This is a genomic window from Phenylobacterium sp. (assembly GCF_031412415.1).
In the GTDB taxonomy this organism is placed as follows: Bacteria; Pseudomonadota; Alphaproteobacteria; order Caulobacterales; family Caulobacteraceae; genus Phenylobacterium.
Map to the genome: position 1 here is coordinate 1 of NZ_JANOCX010000242.1, position 4,379 is coordinate 4,379.

At 66.7% G+C, this 4,379-nt stretch carries 3 protein-coding genes; 2 read left to right on the plus strand and 1 reads right to left on the minus strand.

Annotated features, from left to right (window positions below; all coding sequences use genetic code 11):
- The coding region (locus RMO04_RS12110; protein ID WP_309645039.1) for a ComEC/Rec2 family competence protein at positions 1–1,640 on the minus strand (1,640 nt) is incomplete at its 3' end.
- Between the two features lie 13 nt (positions 1,641–1,653).
- Here RMO04_RS12110 and gltX point away from each other — a divergent pair.
- Both gltX and gltA read left to right on the plus strand, forming a co-directional pair.
- Positions 1,654–3,057: a glutamate--tRNA ligase gene (gene gltX / locus RMO04_RS12115; protein ID WP_309645040.1), complete on the plus strand. Its 1,404-nt coding sequence runs from the start codon at positions 1,654–1,656 to the stop codon at positions 3,055–3,057.
- 57 nt (positions 3,058–3,114) lie between these two features.
- The coding region (gene gltA / locus RMO04_RS12120; RefSeq protein WP_309645041.1) for a citrate synthase at positions 3,115–4,379 on the plus strand (1,265 nt) is incomplete at its 3' end.

Here is a 4,379-nt window from a genome sequence, read left to right on the forward strand (position 1 = left end):
CAAAGGCAGAGCCACAGGATTCCCATGAAGGCCGCCGCCAGCGTCCAGTACGGCGCGCTGGCGACAGTGAGCTGAGCCCCCGGCAAGCCCGCGGCGGTGGCGGCGATCCGGTTCATGGTGTCGATGGCGAGATCGGCCGCCGCCAGCGGAGGGCCGCCCAGCCCTAGCGGCGCCCCGACCGCGCCCAGCGCCAGGGCCGGCATCATCAGGAACGACGAGATCGGCGCGACCAGTAGGTTGGCCGCCAAGCCGAAGGTGGCGACGCGATTGAAGTGCTGCATGGCGAATGGACCGGTGGCGAGGCCCGCAACGAAGCTCGCCCCAAGGCTGGCGACCGTCCAGACTCCGACGCCCTGGATGATGCGGATCGGCCAGGGCGTATTGATCTCCTTCACCGGCCGCGGCCAAGCCTCGGCCAGGGCCACGAGCGCCGCCGTCGCGGCGAACGACATCTGGAAGCCAGGCTCCGAGACCGCTTCGGGATGCAGGATGAGGATGCCGAGCGCAGCGATCGCCAAGGTCCGTAAGCTGATCGCCTGCCGATCCACCAGGATCGCGCCGAAGGCCGCCGCCGCGGTGATCGCCGCGCGCTGCGCCGGGCTGGGCGCGCCCGAGAGCACGAGATAGGCGAGGACAGCGGTGAAACCCGCCAGGGCGGCGACCTTCTTCGATGACACGCGCAGGGCCGCCCACGGCCAGGCGGCGATCAGCAGTCGCACGAGGCCGAAGGTGAAGCCGCCGACGATGGCCATGTGGAGGCCTGAGATTGAGACGATATGGGCGAGGCCCGAGGCCCGCAGAGCCTCCACCTGTTCGCGCGGGATGAAGGCCTCATGGCCGGTGACCATGGCGGCCGCCAAGCCACCGCTCTCCACACCCATCTCATCCACGATCTGGTTGGCCAGTGTCCAGCGCATGGCGTTGACCCGCATTTCCAACGCCAATCGCCGGGGCGGCGCATCGGCCTCGATCTCGGCGACGGGGCTCAGCGCGAAACCCACCCCGCCGATCCCGTCGAAGAAGGCGTCGCGGGCGAAGTCGTAGGATCCCGGGCTGGCCGGTGGCGGCGGCGCGTTCAGCATCCCGCGCAGACGAATCGCCGCGCCGGGCGCGGGCAGGATGTCATCGTCCGCCAAGGTCATCCGTACACGGATTGGGGTCGCGTGGGGCTCCAGCCGACTCACGCGGATCGGCGCCACCAGGATGCGGGGACCGCCCTGCCCTGGACTGGCCACATCGACCACGAAGCCCTCAAGCGTCACGACGCCCGTTTCAGCCGGCATGATGGGCGCCCGAACCGCCTGGGTGCGAAGCTTGCCGCACGCGAACCCCGCCGAACCGAAGGCCAGCAGGACCAGGAATGCGCTCACAGCTCGACGTGGGCTGCGGCGAACAGCGGCGGTCAGGGCCGCGGCGAGCGCCAAGGCCAACCACGCCACCAGCGCCAGCGGCTCCCTGGGCAAGGCCAGGTAGATCGCCGCGCCGACGCCGAAGGCGACCGGCGTCCAAAGGGTCCAGCGATCGGTCTGCGCGCGCGCCTGTTCGCCGAGCCATGTTGCGATGCGGCGAAAACTAGGACCGAGGCGAAACCCCGTGCTAAGACGCCGATCGCGTCCTCGCGACGCAGCGTCCTGATCCAAGACCTGAGTTTCGATGTCCGACCGTCCCGTCGTCACCCGTATCGCCCCCTCGCCCACCGGCTCGATGCACATAGGCACGGCCCGGACGGCGCTATTCAACTGGCTATATGCACGGCATACGGGTGGGAAGTTCCTACTTCGTGTCGAGGACACCGATCGCGAACGCTCCACCCAGGGGGCCGTCGAAGTGATCTTCGAGGGCATGAAGTGGCTGGGACTGGATGTTGACGAAGAGCCCGTCTTCCAATTCGCCCGCGCCGATCGCCACGTCCTGGCCGCCCAGGACCTGCTGGCCAAGGGCCGCGCCTACCGTTGCTACATGACCATCGAGGAAACCGCCGCCGAGCGCGAGATCGCCCGCGCCGAGGGCCGCGCCATCCGCTCGCCGTGGCGCGACGCCGAGGCCAACTTCAACGACCGGCCCTATGTCGTCCGCTTCAAGGGCCCGCAGGACGGCGAGACCGTCGTCCACGACCGGGTGAAGGGCGACGTCTCGTTCAAGAACAAGGATCTGGACGATCTGATCCTGCTGCGTACCGACGGCACGCCGACCTACAATCTGGCCGTCGTGGTCGACGACCACGAGATGGGCGTCACCCACGTGATCCGCGGCGACGACCACCTCAACAACGCCGCGCGCCAGACCCTGATCTACGAGGCCCTGGGATGGGACGTGCCGATCTGGGCGCACCTGCCGATGATCCACGGCCCGGACGGCGCCAAGCTCTCGAAGCGCCACGGCGCCCAGGCGGTCGGCGAGTTCGACGAGATGGGCTATCTGCCCGAGGCGATGCGCAACTACCTCGCGCGTCTCGGCTGGGGTCACGGCAATGACGAACTGTTCTCCGACGAACAGGCCATTTCGTGGTTCGAACTGGAAGACGTCGTCAGCGCGCCGGCTCGCCTCGACTGGGACAAGTTGAACCATATCAACAACCACTACCTGCGCCTGGCCGATATCGATCGGCTCGCGGGCCTGGTGACCAAGGTGCATTCGAGCCGTGATCTCCACCTCGCCGAAGGCGACGCGGCGATCCTGAGCCGGACCATCCCCCTCGTCCGCGATGGGGCCAAGACCACCCTCGACCTCGCCGACGCCACGGTCTTCGCGCTGAAGCGCCGCCCTTTGGAGCTGCCGGAAAAGATCCGGGGCCTGCTCTCCGACGAGACGCGCGCGCGCCTGTCGCGGCTTCGTGACAGACTCGCCGGACAAGGCGATTGGACGGTGGCGGATCTGGAAGGCCTGTTGCGCGGCTTCGCGGAGTCCGAGGGCGTCGGCCTGGGTAAGATCGGGCCGGCCCTTCGTGGCGTGCTTTCGGGCGGCTCTCCGGCTCCCGACCTTGCCGGAGCCCTGGTAAGCCTCGGAAAAGAAGAAAGTTTAGGCCGCCTCGACGACGCGCTTTCACAGCCCGCGTAAGGCGCTATAAGGCACGCCGAACAGGCGTTTTATTTTGAACGTGCGGAAGGGGATGGCATGGGCGATACGGCGAAAATGAGCGTTGACGGGAAAACCGTCGAGCTGCCGATCCTGAAAGGCACCGACGGCCCGGCCGTCGTGGATATCCGAAAGCTCTACGCCGAAGCCGATGTGTTCACTTACGATCCCGGCTTCACGTCGACCGCGTCCTGCGAGAGCAAGATCACCTTCATCGACGGCGACGCGGGGATCCTTCTCCATCGCGGCTACCCGATCGATCAGTTGGCCGAGAAGTCCAGCTTCCTGGAGGTCTGCTACCTCTTGCTGAACGGCGAACTGCCGAACGCCAAGGAGTTCGAGCAGTTCAATCACAACATCACCTATCACACGATGCTGCACGAGCAGTTCGATAGGTTCTTCATGGGCTTCCGTCGGGATGCTCACCCGATGGCGATCATGGTCGGGGCTGTCGGCGCCCTCTCGGCCTTCTATCACGACAGCACCAATGTCGATGATCCCGAGCAGCGGATGATCTCGTCGCACCGGCTGATCGCCAAGATGCCGACGATCGCCGCTCGCGCCTTCAAGTACTTCCGCGGCCAGCCTTTCGTGCATCCGCGCAACGACCTCTCCTACTCCGAGAACTTCCTGCGCATGTGCTTCTCGGTGCCCGCGGAAGACTGGAAGCCGAATCCGGTCCTGACCCGCGCCATGGACCGCATCTTCATCCTGCACGCCGATCACGAGCAGAACGCGTCCACCTCCACCGTCCGCCTGGCCGGCTCGTCGGGCGCCAATCCGTTCGCCTGCATCGCGGCCGGCATCGCCTGCCTCTGGGGCCCGAGCCATGGCGGCGCCAATGAAGAAGCGCTGAACATGCTCAAGGAGATCGGCACCGTCGATCGCATCCCCGAGTACGTCCAGGGCGTGAAGGATCGCCGCTACCGGCTGATGGGCTTCGGCCACCGGGTCTATAAGAACTACGATCCCCGCGCGACGGTGATGCAGAAGACCTGCCACGAGGTTCTCGCCGAGGTCGGTCATGGCGACGACCCGCTGCTGAAGGTTGCCATCGAGCTGGAGAAGGTCGCGCTCAGCGATCCCTACTTCGTCGAACGCAAGCTGTACCCGAACGTCGACTTCTACTCCGGCATCACCCTGCGCGCCCTGGGCTTCCCGCCCGAGATGTTCACGGTGCTGTTCGCCCTGGCCCGCACCGTGGGCTGGATCTCGCAGTGGAAGGAAATGATCGAGGACCCGTCGCAGAAGATCGGCCGCCCGCGGCAGATCTACACCGGCGCCCCGGCGCGCGACTACGTAGC